The following is a 17,668-nucleotide window of genomic DNA, read 5'->3' as shown; positions in this document are numbered from 1 at the left end:
AGCTCGTCAGGCTCATAACCTGAAGGCCGCAGGTTCAAATCCTGCCCCCGCAACCAATATCTTCAAGACTATCAACAACAAAGCCCTCCCATCCCCGAGGGCACTTTGCGTTTAGGGCCTTGGATACCGCAAATGACTTGCTGGTGGTACAGCCACGTGGGGCTCTGGTAGCGTGCAGCTAGGCCTTTGTAAAACACGAGCCGGAACAAGCACTTCAAGCGCTCAGAGCGGCATTCACTTTGTGATCAGGGTTTCCGCGTCACCGACGTGGCGTTGTTTCGGCAGATTTGGGCAAGGTCGCAGGCAGGCGTTTTCTATCTAGCGCCTCCGTAGCTGCCTCGAGCCGAGCCACGCGCTCTTCCAAGGAGAGGAGATAGTCCCCCTGCAAATCATCGATACCGAGGAATGCTTCTTCCCATAGACGCCATTTTTCTAAGAAGTGCTTCAGCATGTGCTGTTTTCTCTCGATCGATTTCACTGGAATTTTCTATGTCGCCCTATCTTGGGCCGGGCGGTAGCAGACACGCAGGCACTCTCAAGTCTTCAAGGACATGCTCGCTCGAGGGTGCAAAGGAGCAGGCTCACCCCGTGCGCTCCGCAAGAAAGGTCACCTCTGCCGGTTGCCGCAATCCGCTCGCGACAACGGACACTTTCAGTCGACCCGCAAGCGCATCGTCGAACGTCGCGCCGATCACGACATCGGCGTTAGCGTCGACCTCTTCGCGCACGCGCGTGGCTGCTTCGTCCACATCGAACAGCGTCATGTCCGGTCCACCGGAAATCGAGACGAGGAGCCCTTTGGCACCTTTGACCGATGTGTCGTCAAAAAGCGGATTAGCAATCGCTGCTTCGGCGGCAGCTCTTGCACGGCCTTCGCCTGCCGCTTCTCCCGTGCCCATCACAGCTCGGCCCATACCGCGCATCACTGACCTTAGGTCGGCGAAATCGAGATTGATAAGCCCTTCCCTGACAATCAGATCGACGACGGAGCTGACGCCTGCATAAAGAACCCGATCCGCCATTTCGAAAGCCTCAGCAAACGTCGTTGTGGCATCTGCCACCCGGAAAAGGTTCTGATTTGGGATCACGATCACGGCATCCGCGCTTTCGGCTAGACACTCTACCCCGTGTTGGGCCATTCGCATTCGATGTATGCCCTCAAATGCGAATGGCATGGTTACCACGCCGACCGTCAGTATTCCGGCCTTCCGCGCAGCTCGAGCTATAACAGGCGCGGCGCCCGTTCCAGTGCCGCCCCCCATGCCCGCGGTCACGAAACACATATGCATCCCGGTCAGATGGTCCATGATTTCGTCGATCGTTTCTTCGGCCGCCGCTTGTCCGATCTCGGCGAGTGATCCGGCCCCAAGCCCGCCAGTCGCGATCAGGCCGAGTTGAACAACTCGTGGGGCTTTAGACATGGAGAGAGCTTGCGCATCGGTGTTTGCTGCAATGAATTCTACCCCTTGCAGCTTCTGCGCCATCATGTTGTTGACCGCATTACCACCACCGCCGCCGACGCCTATAACGGCAATCCTCGGTTTGAGGTGCAGTATGTCCGGTGTCGTGCCCAAGGTCTGGTTCATTGACGTTCAAGTCCCAAGCGAAAACAGTTTCAGCGTGTGGTGGCGCGACGCTGATCCTCAGCCAGCGCCGTTTGCCTTCGGCCACCGCCGGAACACTGCGCTCGCATTGACACCGCCAAAACCGAAACCATTGGATATTGCGAATTCAGCGTCTAATTGGCGCGCGTGGTTCGCCACAAAATCGATGCCTTCGGCTTCCGGATCCGGAGCATTCAGGTTGAGAGTTGGCGGCGCAATCTGATGCTGGAGTGCTAGAATGGTGAAGATTGCTTCCAATCCTCCAGCCGCGCCAAGTAGGTGTCCTGTTGCTGACTTCGTCCCGCTGACAGCGACAGTCTTCTCGGAACCAAAGATACTTTTGATGGCCCTGATTTCGCCGAGGTCTCCGACCGGGGTCGAGGTGGCGTGGGCATTCAGATGACCTATTTCGCGGGGGGAAATGCCTGCCTGCGCAATGGCGATCTCCATGGCTCTTTTGGCACCGTTCCCGTCTTCTGGTCCTGACGTGATGTGATGAGCGTCGGCTGTCGTGCCGTATCCGACGAGTTCGGCAATTGGTGTAGCGCCGCGAGCAAGCGCATGGCTCAGGGATTCAATGACAAGCATGCCCGCTCCTTCGCCCATGACGAAGCCATCGCGTGATGTGTCGAAGGGGCGCGATGCCTTGTCTGGTGTTTCGTTGAAAGCAGTCGACAGAGATCTGGCGGCTGCAAAACCCCCGAGGCTGACGATGTTCATGCAGGCTTCTGTTCCGCCGCATATCGCAATTTCGGCTTCATTTGACCGAATAAGCCTCGCAGCATCGCCAATTGCCTGAACGCCGGCGGCGCACGCGGTTACCGGTGCACCGAGAGGGCCTTTGAAGCCATGACGGATTGAGACATGCCCGGCTGCGAGATTGACCAGGAACGACGGTATGGTGAAGGGCGAAAGGCGACGGACACCGCGTTGATCGACGGTGCGGACCGCTTCGGTTATCGCAGGAAAGCCGCCTATACCGGACGCGATAATCGTCGCGGTCCTCAGCCGTTCCTCATTCGAGGTCGGCTTCCAGTTTGCTTGTGCAAGCGCTTCTTCCGCGGCTGCCAGTGCAAATATGATAAAACGGTCGACCTTGCGTTGGTCCTTCGGAGCCACAATGGTGTCGGGATCGAAGCCGCCCTCGGGATCTTCCATCAATGAGGGGACAATGCCCCCGATTTTCGATGGAAGGTCCGCCACCACGTCGTCACCCAGCCGTCGAATGCCACTTCGACCCGCGAGCAGGCGCGACCAGGAGATACCGACATTCGCTCCAAGGGGACTGACAGCTCCCATTCCTGTGACAACGATACGACGCATGTTTTACACCTGTTCTTCGTTTAAATTGGCATGCCTTCGGCATCCCGACCGACGGTGCGGTCAGGGCCTGTTCTCCGGATATGCAGTGCCTAAATCGCATCCGCCCGAACCCGACGCGGCGACTGCGTTTGGCTTTTGTTTTCCCTAGCTACCGAGCGCGATCCTCAGGCCGCATGATCAGCGCCTGCGATGCGCCTGATTTCCTCCGCCGCTGCGTCGAGGATTCCTTGAGACGTATTCTCGTCTTCCATGATCCGCGACAGGGTAACGGCGCCGACCATGAGAGACAGGATCGCCATCGCTTTGCCGCTGGGATTGGAGCTTCTGGTGTCATCAAGCAGTTCATTGAGCACCTCGAAGTGAGCGCGTATCCCATCCTCGAATGGACGCCTGACTTCTTCACTCTGCCGAGTAGCGTCCGACCCCAGTGCCACCAGGGGGCAGCCTTCTGCCTTTTCTCCACGGTGGTCCTTGGACAGATAGAACGCCATCACTGCTTCGAGAGGATCGGAACTGTCCGCAGCCGCTTCAGACCATCTGCGTGTAGCGCTTTCCATCGCGCGCCTCGAAGCCTGGGCTGCAAGATCGTCCTTCGATGCAAATTGCTTGTAGAACCCGCCTTGGGTGAGTCCTGCACCCTTCATCAAATCTTTCAGGCCAATGCCATCGAATCCGTGCTCGCGAAACAGACGGCTGGCAACGTTGATCACCGTCTCCCGATTTTCCTCGGCTTGTGCCCGGCTCACTCTCATATCGACCTCCGGTTAGATTTCGTTTGACATTTATAGCGCACATAGATTTAGATCGCAATCTAAATCATTTGCACCGCTGGTCAAGAAGAGAACTTACAATGAAACGCAAACATGTCCTGACTGTCGTGGGTCTTGTCGCAGCGGCTGGGGCCGCCGCCTTTTTCCTCGTTTCTGAAACCCCAAAACGGGAAGCCGAGGTCGCAGACCCAAGGACGGCTTCACCACTGGTAAGGATTGCGGAGGCGAAAAGGACCGGCAGGGCCGATCGGTCATTCACCGGGACGGTCGCATCGCGCGTTCAAAGCAATCTCGGATTTCGCGTTCCCGGTAAAATCGTGGAGCGGCTGGTCGATGTCGGTCAGCAGGTCAAACAGGGCCAACCGCTGATGCGCATTGATGAGACCGATCTTCAGCTTGCACTGACAGCAAAGCGGAATTCGGTCATATCAGCGCGTGCTATTCTGCTTCAGGCGGAAGCCGATGAGAAGCGCTATGCGGCACTGGTCAAGAATGGCCTGGCGGCCACGCCCCAGCGTTATGAACAGGCAAAGGCGGCTCTCGATACAGCGACGGCACAGCTTGCGGCGGCCGAGGCCGAAGCGGAGGTTGCCGAGAATGCGGCAACCTACACCACTCTTGTTGCTGACTCGGATGGAACGGTCGTCGAAACTCTCGGTGATCCGGGACAAGTGGTCGCCGCCGGCCAGACGGTTGTTCAACTCGCAAAGGCGGGCCCTCGCGAGGCGGTCGTCTGGCTGCCTGAGACACTGCGACCTAAGGTGGGATCGGAAGCACAGGCCAGTGTTTATGGAAGCGACGGGCTTAGTGGAAACGCCAGACTGCGACAAATCTCCGATTCGGCTGATCCTCAAACGAGAACCTATGAAGCGCGTTACATTCTTGAGGGTGATGCGGCCTCAGCACCGCTTGGCGCCACTGTAACAATCAGAACACCGGATGCCGAACGCCAGTCGGAAGTCACCGTGCCCGTCGGCGCCATTCTGGACGACGGTAATCGCACAGGCGTGTGGGTCGTCGACGGCGCCACGTCAAAGGTGAAGTTCACCCCGATTAAAGTTCAGCAGATTGGCGAGGAGACGGCATTTGTCACGGGGATCGGGACCGGGGAGCAGGTCGTTGCCCTCGGCGCGCATCTTCTCGACGATGGTGCGACCGTCAGGATTGCCTCGAGCCAAGAGGTGAAAAACTAATGCGCTTCAACCTGTCAGCCATCGCGGTTCGCGAACGTGCTATCACCTTGTTCTTTATCGTGCTGCTGGCCGCAGCCGGCGTCTACGCTTTCGTCAAGCTGGGGCGCGCCGAGGATCCGTCCTTCACCATCAAGACATTGACGGTCACGTCAGTCTGGCCGGGTGCAACGGCGCGAGAAATGCAGGACCTCGTCGCCGAGCCGCTTGAGAAACGTATTCAGGAACTGACCTGGTACGACCGCGTCGAGACCACAACGAGGCCAGGTTACGCTTTCCTGACCGTCACCCTCAAGGATAACACGCCGGCAAGTGCGGTTGCAGAAGAGTTCTATCAGGCGCGCAAGAAGCTTGGCGACGAAGCCCGCAATCTCCCGCCGGGCGTCATGGGCCCATTCGTCAACGACGAATATTCTGACGTGAGTTTCGGCCTCTATGCACTGAAGGCAAAGGGAATGCCGATGCGCGATCTCGTTCGGCAAGCGGAAGTCATCCGCCAGGACCTCCTGCACGTGCCTGGCGTCAAGAAAATCAACATCGTCGGTGAGCGCCCCGAGCAGATTTTCGTCGAGTTCTCCTATGCGAAGCTCGCTACACTCGGCATATCCGCGCAGGATATCGCTTCTGCGTTGCAGCGACAGAACACGGTCACGCCTGCGGGTTCAATCGACACACGAGGCCCACAGGTCTTTATCCGCTTCGACGGAGCTTACAACAGTGTGCAGGCGATTGCCGACACGCCGATCGTTGCTGCTGGACGAACCCTGAAGCTCTCCGATCTTGCAGAGGTGCGACGCGGTTATCAGGATCCCGCCACGTATATCATCCGCCACGAAGGTGAACCGACAATCATGCTGGGTGCGGTGATGCAGGCGGGATGGAACGGTCTTGATCTCGGCAAGGCGCTTGAGGCTCGCTCTGCCGCCATTGCGCAAACGTTGCCGCTGGGGATGACGCTTACCAAAGTCAGCGACCAGGCCGTCAACATCGATGAAGCCGTCGGCGAGTTCATGCTCAAGTTCGCGATGGCGCTTGGCGTGGTTCTGTTTGTCAGTCTGGTGGCACTTGGCTGGCGCGTTGGTATTGTTGTCGCTCTTGCTGTGCCACTCACCCTTGCGGTGGTCTTTCTCATCATGCTGGAGACCGGGCGCTTCTTCGACCGCATCACGCTTGGCGCTTTGATCCTCGCGCTTGGCCTTCTAGTTGACGATGCCATCATTGCCATCGAAGTGATGGTGGTGAAGATGGAGGAGGGCATGGACCGCATCAAGGCGGCCGCCTATGCCTGGAGCCATACGGCAGCGCCGATGCTGTCCGGCACGCTGGTCACGATCATCGGGCTGATGCCCGTGGGTTTTGCCAAGTCGACCGCAGGCGAATATGCCGGTAACATCTTCTGGGTCGTGGGCTTTGCGCTCATCGTATCCTGGATCGTCGCCGTCACCTTCACGCCCTATCTCGGTGTGAAGATGTTGCCCAACATCAAGCCGGTCGAGGGCGGTCATCACGCCATCTATGACACGCCGAATTATCGCCGTCTGCGCTCCGTCATCGAGTTCGCTGTCCGCCATAAGTTCATGGTCTGCGCCGTGGTCGGCATTTCCATGGCCGTTTCGGTCGTTGGAATGGGCGGCGTGAAACAACAGTTTTTCCCGACATCGGATCGGCCTGAGGTGCTGGTTGAGGTGCGCATGCCCGAGGGCACAAGCATCGAGGCGACGGCATCTGCGGTGAAGAAAGTCGAGGACTGGCTGCAAACTCAGCCTGAGACCAATATCGTCACGTCGTACGTAGGGCAGGGCGCACCCCGGTTCTTCTTTGCCATGGCACCGGAACTACCTGACCCTGCCTTCGCCAAGGTCGTCGTGCTCACACCCGATGCCCACGCACGTGAAGAACTGAAGCATCGCCTTCGTGCAGCTATTTCGGAGGGTCTTGTTCCTGAAGCGTCCGTCCGCGTCACCCAGCTTGTGTTTGGTCCTTACACGCCGTTCCCGGTCGAGTTCCGGATCATGGGTCCCGATCAGGATGAACTCTACAGGATTTCTGAGCAGGCTCTGGCGATCATGAAGACTATCCCCGATGTTCGCCAAGCCAACCGTGACTGGGGCAACCGAACACCCGTTCTGCGATTTGTGCCCGACCAGGAGCGGCTCAATCTGATTGGTCTTTCTCCATCGGAGGCAGCCCAGCAATTGCAGATGCTGCTCTCCGGCATCCCCGTTACGCAGGTGCGCGACAATATCCGCAACGTGCCCGTCGTCGCTCGCAGTGCTGGCGAAAACCGCCTCGATCCGTCACGTCTTGCCGATTTCTCTCTGATGAGCAGGGATGGCCGTCAGGTTCCGCTGGATCAACTCGGGCACTCCGAAATCCGGTTTGAAGAACCTATCCTGAAGCGTCGTGACCGCACGCCTGTCATCACGATCAGGTCTGATATCAACGAGGCGACGCAGCCTCCGGAGGTTTCCCAACAGGTTATGAAAGCTCTGCAGCCACTCATCGCGTCGCTTCCCGTTGGATATCGTATCGAGATGGGCGGCAACATCGAGGAGTCTCTCAAGGCGAATACGGCACTCGCTCAGGTTTTCCCGGTGATGATTGCTGCCATGCTGATCGTCATCATTCTGCAGGTTCGCAGTCTCTCGACAATGACAATGGTGATGCTGACAGCGCCGCTTGGTCTTGCCGGGGTGGTTCCGACCCTGCTCCTGTTCAATCAGCCTTTCGGCTTCAACGCCATTCTCGGCTTGATCGGACTGGCGGGTATCCTGATGCGCAACACGCTTATCCTGACAGAGCAAATCAAGGAGAACCAGGCGGCGGGGCTTGATGACTATCATGCCGTTATCGAAGCGACAGTGCAGCGGACACGACCCGTGATCCTGACGGCTCTCGCGGCGATCCTGGCGTTCATACCTCTGACCCACTCAGTATTTTGGGGGTCGATGGCCTATACCCTGATCGGTGGAACGGCAGCAGGCACGGTGATGATCCTGCTCTTCCTTCCGGCTCTCTATGCTGTCTGGTTCCGGATCAAGCCACCCAAGGCGGGTGCCGAAAAAGAGACGGTCGAGCACGTAGGGCAGCCACTGGCGCTCGCGGCAGAGTAGGGGCGTCCATGCGTGCCGGCTCAAACCTGAAGCGTGATGTGACGGCGGCATTTAAGGGCAGCAGGAGCCGAACAATGCGTGGCCTCACACCATCTGGCCGAGCACCGTTGAAAGGCTGGGATTTTCCATCTTATCCACATCCGGACCGATCTTCCGCCCGGACTAGTAGCACGGATACCAGACCCCGGCAGCCTATGCCGGGATCATCACTGCGCCCGGCTCCAATGCTGCGGGAGATCAAAGCTTCGCTTTCCCACCGATTTGCCACACCGCGCCAAATGGAATGTTGAAAAACGCAGAACCTCCAATCGCATTTGGATGAAGGTTCCGTGGGAGGGTCATGCCGGTACGCGTCGTCGTTTTTTGCGGACTAACTGATGCTGTTATCGATCCATGCGTGCGTCTGTTCCAGAATCTCGTCCGATAGTTCCGGATCGTCGATTGCCCGGGCGAGTATGACCGCCCCAACCATGGCCGCCCAGCTTCCTATCGCTGTGCGCCGGCGATCTGCCGGGTCCAGTTGCGGGAGTGCCCTTTCGATCCGGCTGATCTGCGCACGAAGGCCTTCTGTCATGGCGGAGCGCGCCGGCGGCGTCTGGTGGCGAATTGCTGCAGCGAGACCGGCGGTTGGGCAGCCACCGGCAGCGTTGTCGCGATGGCGAGGCGCAAGATAGGATTTGACGAAATCGCTGAAATTGCCTCCTCCGACGCTATCTGAAGCAAGGGCGTGGGCAAGGGTCTCCGCGACCAGATCGTCTTTTGAACTGAAATGTCCATAAAAGCCGCCGTGAGTAAGACCGGCTGCCTTCATCACCTCCGCAACGCTGACGGCATCGAACCCCTTGTCGCGAAACAGCCGGCTGGCGACATCCAGAATCCGGCGACGGTTTTCCGCCATCTGTTCTCGGCTGACCTTCATTTTCACAATTCTCCCAACATGGTCGTTGACATTTACATGATGTCTATCATATTTAAATCCAATCATGACGATTGTCATGAATATAGGTTCCATCACAGAAAAGAGCAATCCTATGAGCACAAATCCTGCAGTCCTCATCACCGGCGCCTCCACCGGTATTGGTGCAACCTATGCCGATCGGTTTGCGCGGCGCGGCCACGATCTCGTGCTGGTCGCCCGTGACGTGGCGCGAATGGAGGCCGTTGCAAGCCGTCTGCGACAGGAAACCGGCGTGGCCATAGACATCGTCCAGGCGGATCTCACGCAACTCGCCGATCTTGCGAAAGTAGAGACGAGACTGCGCGACGATGACAGCATCGGCATCCTCGTCAATAATGCCGGAACGGCCATCGGTGGAACGTTCATCGAGCAGAGCACCGACGACATGGCCCGGCTTGTTGCACTCAACTCGACTGCACTCGTTCGCCTTGCCAGCGCAATTGCTCCTCGACTCGTCAAGAAAGGTGAGGGTGCAATCGTCAACATCGGCTCCGTGGTTGGTCTGGCGCCGGAGTTCGGCATGACGGTCTACGGCGCAACCAAGGCCTTTGTCCTCTTCCTGTCTCAGGGGCTTAGCCTCGAGCTTGGACCGAAGGGCGTCTACGTTCAGGCTGTTCTTCCCGCCACGACTCGAACCGAAATCTGGGACCATGTCGGCGCCGACGTCAATGCACTGAACAACGTCATGGAGGTGGGCGATCTTGTGGATGCGGCTCTGGTCGGCTTCGACCGTCGCGAGCCGGTGACCATCCCGCCGCTTCCCGATGCCGGTCAGTGGGAAGCCTTTGAAGCTGCGCGCAAGACCATGCTGGCCAACTTCGGCAATGCGCTGCCAGCCGAACGGTACCGCACCGTCGCTTGAGCAGACCGCGCAACCCATACCGCTGCGGCGGCAACACATAGGTAAATCATGACTAAAAAGACGCTTTTCGAACCCTATACGCTCGGCTCCTTGACGCTTTCCAACCGGATCGTCATGGCGCCCCTGACGCGCAATCGCGCCGGTTCGGGCTTTGTCGCAGGTGACCTGACGGCTGAATATTACGGCCAGCGTGCTTCTGCCGGGCTCATCATTTCCGAGGCCACGCAAATATCACAGCAGGGGCAGGGATACCAGGACACGCCCGGTATCTATACCCAGGCGCAGATCGAAGGCTGGCGCAAGGTCACCAGTGCGGTGCACGAGAAGGGTGGCCATATATTCCTCCAGCTCTGGCACGTCGGTCGCATCAGCCATGTTGATCTCCAGCCGAACGGCGCAGCGCCGGTTGCCCCTTCAGCCATCCGCGCCGAGACAAAGACGTTCGTCAACAATGCCTTCGTGGACGTTTCGCAACCCCGTGCCCTTGAACTGGAAGAGCTTCCTGGGATCGTCGACGATTTCCGTCAGGCAGCAGCCAACGCCATCGAGGCTGGTTTCGATGGTGTCGAGATCCACGGGGCCAACGGCTATCTGCTTGATCAGTTCGCCAAGGACGGTGCCAATGTTCGCACAGACGCCTATGGCGGCTCTGTCGAAAACCGTGCGCGCCTCATGCTGGAAGTCACGGCCGCGGTTGTCCAGGAAATCGGCGCTGCACGCACCGGCATCCGCATCTCGCCGGTCTCGCCCGCCAATGGCATTTCGAGTACTGATCCGCAGGCGCAGTTCGATTACATCGTCGATCAGCTCGAAGCCCTTGGCATCGTGTACATTCATGTCGTCGAGGGTGCCACAGGTGGGCGGCGCGATGTCGCGCCATTCGACTTCGGATCATTGCGCCGTCGCTTCAGCAAGACCTATATCGCCAACAACGGCTATGACCTCGAACTGGCGACTTCGCATCTTACCGAGGGCCTGGCGGATCTGATCGCCTTCGGCCGGCCGTTCATTGCCAATCCCGATTTGGTTGAACGATTGAAAAGCGATGCGCCGTTGGCAGAGATAAACCCGGCTACGCTCTACGGTGGCGGTGCTGCGGGTTATATCGATTACCCCTCTTTGGCGGCAGCTGCCGGGCGTTGACTACTTTTGGGGTCGCTCGCTGGTGCGGCCCCATCAAATCAGTGTGCTGTGCCTGATCCGTTGCGGATTGGTGCCGGGTCCCGACACTGAAGGGTTACCCTTTCCCTCGCCGTCTGAAAGTCACGCTTGACTTTAATGATGATATATATCATTAAAAATCATCAATGATGACGGAAATCATCATAAAATTAGTGTCGTAAAACCATATGCCTTGGCGGCAATCCATGGTGATACCGAAAAGAGAGAAAGACGCTATGGCGACGTTTGCTACTAAAAGACAGAAGACTGCCTTTGTGACCGGGGCTTCCAGTGGGATTGGCAAGGCGGCCGCCACGGCTCTGGCCCGGGCAGGCTACCGGGTGATTGGCACGAGTCGTAAGGCCGCACCTGGCGAGATACGTGATGGCATTCGGATGATTGCTTGTGACGTGACTTCCGATTTGTCTGTCTCGGATGCCGTGGCGCTGGCGCATCAGGAACTTGGCCGTATCGACCTTCTGGTCAACAATGCCGGTTACGCCCTGTCCGGGGCGGCCGAAGAAAGCTCGGTGGATCAGGTTCGTTCGCTGTTCGAAACCAATTTTCTGGGTGTCGTTCGGGTGACCAATGCCGTGTTGCCGATGATGCGCCAACAGGGCTATGGCAGGATATTGAACATCGGCTCTGTCCTGGGCTTAATACCCGGTCCTTTTGGAGCCTATTACTCGGCCAGCAAGCACGCCATTGAGGGCTATTCGGAATCGCTGGACCATGAGGTTCGCCAGTTCGGCATCCGTGTCGCCGTGATCGAGCCTTGGGCAACGAAAACTTCGATCGAGGCCAACTCTCCGCAAGGCGACCGTCCGGTTGCAGCCTATGGCCAGACACTGGCCAGATACCGCACGGCGTTTGACTTGGCCATGGCGACCGGCGACACGGCGGATGATGTTGCGGCCACCATCCTGATGGCGGCGCAGGACAAGGCGCCGCGGTTGCGCTACCCCTCCGGCAAGGCGGCCCGGCAGACCTCGTTTGCCCGGCGTTTCCTGCCGCGCGCGCTGTTTGATCGAACCTTGCGCAAGCAATTCAACATCGCGTGAGCGAGAATGACGGCCACGGCAGGGCCTTCCAACAACATGCTCAGTTCGCGCTGAAAGCCTTGGCTTTTTTAGCCATCTGAGCCGATAATATTTTTACACTGGAGAACGTCCGTGAAAGCCTTCGTTGTCGACAAATACAAAAAGAAGGGCGCCTTGCGTCTGGCAGACATGCCCGAGCCCCGGATGGGCGCGAATGATGTTCTGGTTCGCATTCAGGCCACGGCGATCAACCTTCTGGATTCCAAGGTAAGGGACGGCGAGTTCAAGCTGTTCCTGCCCTATCGCCCGCCCTTTATTCTGGGTCACGATCTAGCCGGAACGGTTGTAAGCGTGGGCGCGAATGTGCGGCAATTCAAGGCTGGGGACGAGGTTTACGCCCGTCCGAGGGATCACCGGGCTGGTACCTTTGCAGAGTTCATCGCAATTGACGCCGCCGATGTAGCGCTGAAGCCCGCGAGCCTTTCGATGGAGCAGGCTGCATCCATACCGCTGGTTGGACTGACCGCCTGGCAGGCGCTGGTGGAGGTCGGCAAGGTCAAGCCCGGCCAGAAAGTGTTCATTCAGGCTGGTTCCGGAGGGGTTGGGACCTTTGCCATCCAGCTTGCCAAGCATCTCGGCGCCACGGTGGCCACCACGACCAGTGCCGCGAATATTGACCTGGTCAAAAGCCTCGGCGCCGATGTGGTGATCGACTACAGGACGCAGGATTTCGAACAGGTGCTATCCGGTTATGATCTGGTGCTGAACAGTCAGGATGCCAAGACGCTGGCCAAGTCGCTGAATGTTCTGAAACCGGGTGGTCGGTTGATATCGATCTCGGGGCCGCCGGATGTTCCCTTTGCCAGATCTCTGGGGCTGAACCTGTTCCTGCGCTTGGTGGTACGGATGCTGAGCCGGGGCGTGCTGAAGAAGGCGAAAAGCCGGGGCGTCTTGTATTCCTTCCTGTTTATGCGCGCGGAAGGGCAACAACTTGCCCAGATCGCCAAGCTGATCGACGCCGGCGTGATCCGTCCGGTCGTGGACAAGGTATTTCCCTTTGCTCAGACGGCGGAGGCCTTGGCCCATGTAGAGACCGGGCGCGCCAGGGGCAAGGTCGTTGTGAAGGTCGCAGACTGAGTTCGTATTTTGCAGGAGATGGGGCCGCATGGCTGCGGCCCTATTGCTCCCGCCCGCCATTTTCGACAGAGGCCCGGCAATCGGCGCGGCAAATATCGAGAATTTCATCCGCCAGGGCCGATGCGTCCGGGCAGGCCCGCGATAGCACGATGGCCCCGACAGCTTGCGCCATAATGCTGATGGCTTGCGTGCGGGCATTTGAGCCGGCGGGCTGGTTCGCCGCAAGATTGCTCTCCAGTGCGTCAACAAGGCGCTCGATGCCTTCGCCGAAAACAGCTCTGGTTTCGTTTGGCAGCCGCGCTGCTTCCCCGCTCAGTGCAGCGGCCGTGCAGCCTTGGCCACGCGCATCACGATGCGTGCGCGAGATGTAGGCGTCGATCATCTCGCCCAAATCATACCCGGCATAGCGTGCCAACGTTTCGGAAAACCCTTTGGCGGAGGTTTCTGCTATGAGCGCCTCCTTCGAGACGAAGTGGTTGTAAAATCCACCATGGGTCAGGCCCGCACCCTCCATCAGGTCAGCCACGCCAACGCCATCGAACCCTCGTTCGCGAAACATCCCGGATGCAATCGCAACAATCCGGTCATGATTTTCCTGCTTCTTTTCCTTGGTGATCCGCATGTCAGAACCCTTTCGACGGCGCCGTCTCCATGATGTTGGATATTATCATGGATTGAGAGTATTGCTGACGCTTATCATTAATAATGCGCTCAACACAAGGAACACGTCGTATCGGCTACCTAATTTTCCGTCCTTCGCCGCCGACATCTTGTCGCTGGCTGCAACGAAGCTTCTGTTTCTGGGAAGCTGGCCCGGATTGTTTGGTAAAATAAAGCTCGGTTACGTGGATCGGCGTATCCTCACTGGAACGCCCTTATATGCTGGGGTCCCGGATTTCCTGTCGTAGTCTGCGAGGGCAATGACCTGGTTCATTTCGGGGTAATAACCTGCTACCGAGCCGGGCGGAATATTGTAGGCAACGGCGGTAAATCCGGTAGCGGTTTTGGCGCCACTCCCGCAAATTGCTTCGACATCGATGAGGTCTCCGTCTCTTAGTCCCCGCGTTTCAAGGTCCCGCTGGTTCATGAAGATGACGTCGCGGCGGCCGTAGACACCACGGTAGCGGTCGTCGAGGCTGTATATGGTGGTGTTGTACTGGTCATGACTGCGCAAGGTGGTCAGCAAAAGGGCTTCGGGGTCGTGCAAGCGTGTGTCCTCATCAAGGCCCGGTGCGACGAGAAATTCGGCCTTGCCGGACGGCGTATTCCACACACGATCAGAAGCCGCGACAGTGAGCCGGAAGCCTCCGGGCGTTTTCACGCGCGTATTGAAATCATGAAAATCGGGAAATACGATTTCGATCTTGTCGCGGATCTGCTCATAGTCGCCGGCCATGCCGTCCCAGTCGATGTCGTGCCGGTTACCTAGCGTCGCCTTGGCCATGCCGGCAACGATCCAGGGTTCCGAGCGCAACTCATCGCTTGGCGGTTTGAGGAAACCGCGCGACGCGTGCACCATCGACATGGAATCCTCTACCGTGACGGATTGGCGCCCTGTCGCCTGAATATCCAGATCCGTTCGGCCCAGAACCGGCAGGAGGATCGATGTCTTTGCCAGCAGCAGATGCGAGCGATTGAGCTTTGTCGCAAGATGAACGGCCATATCGAGTTTCCGCATGCCCGCGAACGTCGCTTCAGGATCGGACATGGCGACAGCAAGATTGCCACCAAGACACACCAACGCTTTCGACCTGCCCTCAATGATGGCCTCGATTGCCTCCACGGCATTATGGCCCTTTTCACCAGACGGGCGGAAACCGAAGGCTTTCTCCATGCCAGCAAGAAGAGCCTCATTGGGAATTTCAGTGATGCCGACGGTTCGGTCGCCCTGAACGTTGGAATGGCCGCGCAGGGGACAGATACCGGCGCCTGGCCGGCCTATATTGCCGCGCAGCATCAGGAAATTGGCGAGTTGCTGCACATTGGCCGTGCCATGGGCATGCTGTGTGATGCCCATGCCATAACAGAGAATGACGTTTTTCGCCTTGAGGTAGACATCCACGGCGCTATCGAGTGCTTCCAGTGAGAGGCCGGATTTCTCGATAATCTCCGGCCATTGCGTCTGATCTACATCGGCTTGCAGGGCTTCGAGGCCAATCGTATGCGCCGCGATGAAATCGCGGTCGATGACGCCGGGTCCGCCAGCTTCGATATCGGCCGCGTCGCGCTCGAAGATGCGCTTCATCATGCCCTTGAGTGCGGCAAGATCGCCGCCGGTACGAACCTGATGATAGGCAGATGCGATCGGCGTGGATGACATCGTCGCCATTTCGATCGGATCCTGGGGGGCTGCAAACCGCTCCAGCGCCCGCTCCTTGAGTGGATTAAAGACGACGATCGGCACACCCCTGCGGGAGGCCTCATGTAATGTCGTCATCATGCGCGGATGGTTGGTGCCGGGATTGTGCCCGAACGAAAAGATCGCGTCGGCATGATCGAAATCCTCCAGCGTTACAGTGCCCTTGCCGACACCGATCGACAGGGGCAGACCGACGCTGGTGGCTTCGTGGCACATGTTGGAACAGTCGGGGAAATTGTTGGTGCCATAGGCGCGAACGAAGAGCTGAAAGAGAAACGCCGCTTCGTTGGAGGCACGACCGGACGTGTAGAACTCGGCCATATGAGGGCTGGGAAGGGCGTTCAACTCCGAGGCAATACGCGCGAATGCGGCATCCCATTCGATCGGCACGTAGCGGTCACTGGCATGATCATAAATCAGCGGATGCGTCAGGCGCCCCTGATCTTCAAGCTTGTGGTCGGTCCATTGCCAGAGATCAGTCACCGAATGAGCGGCAAAGAAATCGGGGCCAACCCGCTTGGCCGTCGATTCCCAGGTGATCGCTTTTGCTCCGTTCTCGCAGAACTCAAACGAACTTGTGTGCTTCGGATCGGGCCAGGCGCAGCCGGGACAATCGAAGCCTTCGGGCTGGTTTGCCTTTAACAATGTCGCCGCGCCCTCGGCGATGATCTGCTGGTGAGCAAGGGTTTTGGCAACGGCTTTTAGTGCGCCCCAGCCACCTGCTGGCGCTGTATAATGCTCTATCCCATCCGGCCGCTTCTCGCTCATCACAGTCTCCCTTCAGCGTGTTTCAATAAATCTAGCATCGAACGCATCAGTACGAACCTAGACCGATGTATAGGTCCAGGTAGACGTCTATCGAATGTGCGGCCAACGAGATTGAGCATATTTTGCCCAGATCAAGATTGGCGGTGGAACAGTATCATGGAAAAGACAAGACAGATGCAAGCCGGGGCGGCAAGCGCCACCCACAATGATGCGATCGGACAAGTGGCGCTTCTGGCCATGGCCGTCGCGGGCGGTATTGCCGTCGCAAACATCTACTACAATCAGCCGATGCTCGGGCTCATCGAGGCGGATTTCAGTCGGCAGCCAGTTACCGGCATGGTGCCCACCGCAACGCAACTCGGTTACGCACTGGGGTTGTTCCTTTTACTGCCGCTCGGCGACCTCGTTAATCGCCGCCGGATGATCATTGGGCAATTCGTGGTGCTTGCCGCCGCGCTCGCGCTGGCTGCACTGGCGCCGACGGCCTGGATGCTGGTTGCAGCATCGGTCATGGTTGGAGCATGCTCGACAGTCGCCCAGCAGATCGTGCCCTTTGCGGCATCGCTGGCCGCGCCCGAAAAGCGCGGCGCCACAATCGGCACCGTCATGGCAGGCGTATTGTCGGGCATATTGTTCAGCCGCACCCTCTCGGGCTTTGTGGGCGAACACGCCGGCTGGCGGGAAATGTTCTGGATCGGCGTACCGCTTGCCCTGCTCGCCGCGGGCCTCATGTTTGCGGTCCTGCCGCATCATCGGCCAACCTCGACTTTGCGATATCATCAGGCGCTCCGGTCGCTCGGCCAGCTATGGAAACGCCACCCGGCCTTGAGGGCAGCGACCATCATCCAGGCGTTTCTGTTCGCGTCGTTCACGGCCTTCTGGACCATCCTCGCTCTCTATCTGGCGGGGCCAGAATTTCAGCTCGGTGCGGATGTCGCGGGTCTGTTTGGGATCGTCGGTGCGGTCGGCATATTTGCAGCGCCTCTGGCAGGAGTTGTTGCCGACAGACGGGGACCGCATTTCGTGGTCTGGATGGGCGCCGGATTGACGATCGCCGCCTGGCTTATCTTCGGCCTCTGGGCATCGATCGCTTCCTTGGTTGTGGGCGTCATCGTGCTTGATTTCGGCATACAGAGCGCGCTGATTTCTAACCAGCACATCATTTATGCCCTGGATGCCGATGCGCGTAGCCGTCTCAACACGGTCTTCATGACTGGAATGTTTCTGGGGGGTGCCACAGGTTCGGCGATGGCGACACTGGCCTGGGGGCAGGGCGACTGGCTCGTCGTCAGCCTTCTCGGCGCGGCGTTTGGCCTCGCAGCCTTCGCGGTTAAAATATTTCATCATCGCCGGCATTCGCTGACGGTTGTCGGAAACTGAGGG

At 58.5% G+C, this 17,668-nt stretch carries 14 protein-coding genes and 1 pseudogene; 8 read left to right on the top strand and 7 right to left on the bottom strand.

What is annotated here, in order from left to right:
- Positions 1-259: 259 nt before the first annotated feature.
- The 4 genes from FB593_RS22870 to FB593_RS22855 all read right to left on the bottom strand — a co-directional run bounded on the left by FB593_RS22870 (position 260) and on the right by FB593_RS22855 (position 3,679).
- Entirely contained in the window at positions 260-478 is a 219-nt protein-coding gene (locus FB593_RS22870; protein ID WP_236735685.1) for a hypothetical protein, read from the bottom strand.
- A gap of 103 nt (positions 479-581) precedes the next feature.
- Complete coding sequence (gene ftsZ, locus FB593_RS22865; protein WP_013762144.1) at positions 582-1,586, bottom strand: cell division protein FtsZ; 1,005 nt, start codon at positions 1,584-1,586, stop codon at positions 582-584.
- 57 nt (positions 1,587-1,643) lie between these two features.
- Entirely contained in the window at positions 1,644-2,927 is a 1,284-nt protein-coding gene (gene fabF, locus FB593_RS22860) for a beta-ketoacyl-ACP synthase II (RefSeq protein WP_025595181.1), read from the bottom strand.
- A gap of 164 nt (positions 2,928-3,091) precedes the next feature.
- A complete protein-coding gene (locus FB593_RS22855; RefSeq protein WP_003519277.1) occupies positions 3,092-3,679 on the bottom strand; it encodes a TetR/AcrR family transcriptional regulator in 588 nt (195 codons plus the stop codon).
- A 98-nt stretch (positions 3,680-3,777) separates the two neighbouring features.
- Between FB593_RS22855 and FB593_RS22850 the strand changes: the two genes are divergently transcribed.
- From FB593_RS22850 to FB593_RS27890, 3 genes and pseudogenes are all read left to right on the top strand, one after another.
- Positions 3,778-4,890 (top strand): efflux RND transporter periplasmic adaptor subunit, encoded by a 1,113-nt coding sequence (locus FB593_RS22850; protein WP_111802152.1) that lies wholly within the window; start codon positions 3,778-3,780, stop codon positions 4,888-4,890.
- Positions 4,890-8,000 carry an efflux RND transporter permease subunit gene (locus tag FB593_RS22845; RefSeq protein ID WP_111801726.1) on the top strand — a complete coding sequence of 1,037 codons (3,111 nt, stop codon included), beginning with the start codon at positions 4,890-4,892 and terminating at the stop codon, positions 7,998-8,000. The genes FB593_RS22850 and FB593_RS22845 overlap by 1 nt, the downstream gene beginning before the upstream one ends.
- 172 nt (positions 8,001-8,172) lie before the next feature.
- Positions 8,173-8,322, top strand: a pseudogene (locus FB593_RS27890) (IS3 family transposase); the annotation flags it as partial.
- Between the two features lie 48 nt (positions 8,323-8,370).
- Here the strand turns inward: FB593_RS27890 and FB593_RS22840 are convergent.
- Positions 8,371-8,919, bottom strand: a complete 549-nt coding sequence (locus FB593_RS22840) for a TetR/AcrR family transcriptional regulator (RefSeq protein WP_003519274.1) — start codon at positions 8,917-8,919, stop codon at positions 8,371-8,373.
- 112 nt (positions 8,920-9,031) lie between these two features.
- Between FB593_RS22840 and FB593_RS22835 the strand changes: the two genes are divergently transcribed.
- The 4 genes from FB593_RS22835 to FB593_RS22820 all read left to right on the top strand — a co-directional run bounded on the left by FB593_RS22835 (position 9,032) and on the right by FB593_RS22820 (position 13,158).
- Positions 9,032-9,820: an SDR family NAD(P)-dependent oxidoreductase gene (locus FB593_RS22835; protein WP_003519273.1), complete on the top strand. Its 789-nt coding sequence runs from the start codon at positions 9,032-9,034 to the stop codon at positions 9,818-9,820.
- Between the two features lie 48 nt (positions 9,821-9,868).
- Positions 9,869-10,963, top strand: coding sequence for an alkene reductase (locus tag FB593_RS22830; protein WP_003519272.1), 1,095 nt, complete (start codon positions 9,869-9,871; stop codon positions 10,961-10,963).
- 254 nt (positions 10,964-11,217) lie between these two features.
- Positions 11,218-12,042, top strand: a complete 825-nt coding sequence (locus FB593_RS22825; protein WP_003519271.1) for an oxidoreductase — start codon at positions 11,218-11,220, stop codon at positions 12,040-12,042.
- A 111-nt stretch (positions 12,043-12,153) separates the two neighbouring features.
- Positions 12,154-13,158 (top strand): NADP-dependent oxidoreductase, encoded by a 1,005-nt coding sequence (locus FB593_RS22820; protein ID WP_003519270.1) that lies wholly within the window; start codon positions 12,154-12,156, stop codon positions 13,156-13,158.
- A gap of 40 nt (positions 13,159-13,198) precedes the next feature.
- On the opposite strand, the gene FB593_RS22815 is transcribed toward FB593_RS22820, so the two are convergent.
- On the bottom strand, positions 13,199-13,780 hold the full coding sequence (locus FB593_RS22815) for a TetR/AcrR family transcriptional regulator (RefSeq protein ID WP_003519268.1): 582 nt from the start codon (positions 13,778-13,780) through the stop codon (positions 13,199-13,201).
- A gap of 219 nt (positions 13,781-13,999) precedes the next feature.
- On the bottom strand, positions 14,000-16,285 hold the full coding sequence (locus FB593_RS22810; protein ID WP_115064512.1) for an FdhF/YdeP family oxidoreductase: 2,286 nt from the start codon (positions 16,283-16,285) through the stop codon (positions 14,000-14,002).
- A gap of 156 nt (positions 16,286-16,441) precedes the next feature.
- Between FB593_RS22810 and FB593_RS22805 the strand changes: the two genes are divergently transcribed.
- Positions 16,442-17,665 carry an MFS transporter gene (locus tag FB593_RS22805; RefSeq protein ID WP_145167015.1) on the top strand — a complete coding sequence of 408 codons (1,224 nt, stop codon included), beginning with the start codon at positions 16,442-16,444 and terminating at the stop codon, positions 17,663-17,665.
- Positions 17,666-17,668: the final 3 nt, after the last annotated feature.

Source organism: Rhizobium sp. SJZ105 (assembly GCF_007828365.1).
GTDB lineage: Bacteria > Pseudomonadota > Alphaproteobacteria > Rhizobiales > Rhizobiaceae > Agrobacterium > Agrobacterium tumefaciens.
This window is presented reverse-complemented; position numbering and strand designations above follow the sequence as displayed.

Bases quoted from the DNA above. Each gene is read 5' to 3' on its own strand.
- ftsZ (WP_013762144.1), bottom strand. From the start codon at position 1,586: ATGAACCAGACCTTGGGCACGACACCGGACATACTGCACCTCAAACCG.
- fabF (WP_025595181.1), bottom strand. From the start codon at position 2,927: ATGCGTCGTATCGTTGTCACAGGAATGGGAGCTGTCAGTCCCCTTGGA.
- FB593_RS22855 (WP_003519277.1), bottom strand. From the start codon at position 3,679: ATGAGAGTGAGCCGGGCACAAGCCGAGGAAAATCGGGAGACGGTGATC.
- FB593_RS22850 (WP_111802152.1), top strand. From the start codon at position 3,778: ATGAAACGCAAACATGTCCTGACTGTCGTGGGTCTTGTCGCAGCGGCT.
- FB593_RS22845 (WP_111801726.1), top strand. From the start codon at position 4,890: ATGCGCTTCAACCTGTCAGCCATCGCGGTTCGCGAACGTGCTATCACC.
- FB593_RS22840 (WP_003519274.1), bottom strand. From the start codon at position 8,919: ATGAAGGTCAGCCGAGAACAGATGGCGGAAAACCGTCGCCGGATTCTG.
- FB593_RS22835 (WP_003519273.1), top strand. From the start codon at position 9,032: ATGAGCACAAATCCTGCAGTCCTCATCACCGGCGCCTCCACCGGTATT.
- FB593_RS22830 (WP_003519272.1), top strand. From the start codon at position 9,869: ATGACTAAAAAGACGCTTTTCGAACCCTATACGCTCGGCTCCTTGACG.
- FB593_RS22825 (WP_003519271.1), top strand. From the start codon at position 11,218: ATGGCGACGTTTGCTACTAAAAGACAGAAGACTGCCTTTGTGACCGGG.
- FB593_RS22815 (WP_003519268.1), bottom strand. From the start codon at position 13,780: ATGCGGATCACCAAGGAAAAGAAGCAGGAAAATCATGACCGGATTGTT.
- FB593_RS22810 (WP_115064512.1), bottom strand. From the start codon at position 16,285: ATGAGCGAGAAGCGGCCGGATGGGATAGAGCATTATACAGCGCCAGCA.
- FB593_RS22805 (WP_145167015.1), top strand. From the start codon at position 16,442: ATGGAAAAGACAAGACAGATGCAAGCCGGGGCGGCAAGCGCCACCCAC.